Origin of the sequence: Photorhabdus heterorhabditis (assembly GCF_001280945.1) — a bacterium.
Taxonomy (GTDB): domain Bacteria; phylum Pseudomonadota; class Gammaproteobacteria; order Enterobacterales; family Enterobacteriaceae; genus Photorhabdus; species Photorhabdus heterorhabditis.
On sequence record NZ_LJCS01000210.1, the window covers coordinates 1 to 686 of the forward strand.

2 protein-coding genes and 1 pseudogene are annotated in these 686 nt (G+C 51.3%); all 3 read right to left on the bottom strand.

All coding sequences use genetic code 11. The annotated features are described in order from the left end of the window. The coding region (locus AM629_RS21370) for a hypothetical protein (RefSeq protein ID WP_152912069.1) at window positions 1-214 on the bottom strand (214 nt) is incomplete at its 3' end. After that, a complete protein-coding gene (locus tag AM629_RS24130) occupies window positions 211-351 on the bottom strand; it encodes a hypothetical protein (RefSeq protein WP_161804269.1) in 141 nt (46 codons plus the stop codon). The genes AM629_RS21370 and AM629_RS24130, both read right to left, overlap by 4 nt. Window positions 352-594: 243 nt before the next feature. After that, window positions 595-686: pseudogene (locus AM629_RS22915) on the bottom strand (type VI secretion system tube protein Hcp); the annotation flags it as partial.

The window sequence follows — 686 nt, forward strand, 5'->3', positions numbered from 1 at the left end:
GCGGGGAAGTCAGGGTAAATGAGGCGTCCTGCATCAGCATCTGCGCCGGCGCAATCGCCTTCTCCGGGCTGGTAAATTCAATGGTGTAGCAAAAAGGCTGGCTTAAATATTCCTGTCCGGTAAACGCCAGCACATCCAGCGGTGCCGTGTTATTCCAGACTTTCAGCCGATAGCGACTGTGATCAAAGATGACCACTGGCGTTGAAGGGATCATGGCTGACTCTCCGTTTCAATGCGGGTCAGGATGATTTCAGCCTGTGCCCATATCTGGCAGAGTACCGCTGCCGCGTTCAATGTCTGCGCGCAATAGGGATTTAAGCGACACAATAATGAAGTTGATACCGTATCCATATAAAGTTCCGGTGTTAATAAGAGGTCAGGCCACATTCAAGAAATAAACCGTTTTGCCATCGCTATCGCATGGCTGAATCTCATCCGTGATTTTTTGCTCAGAATGTGCCCGTCCCCGGGGATTAAAATGGTTAGTCTGGAAGGCTCGCCTACCCAGTACCCGCGATCAACCGGCGCAGCAATAACGCCGCACCGGTTGGATTAAATGGCTGCCATTCCTCCGACATAGCAGCCGATCAGCCATTACGCCTGACTGCGCTCATTCCACGCATCTGAGTGAATGATGTTGCCGTCTTTGTACGTCCAGGTGATTTTTTCGTAGCGGAACTCAACCT

Coding starts and splice junctions, on each gene's coding strand:
- AM629_RS24130 (WP_161804269.1), bottom strand. CDS start 351: ATGGATACGGTATCAACTTCATTATTGTGTCGCTTAAATCCCTATTGC.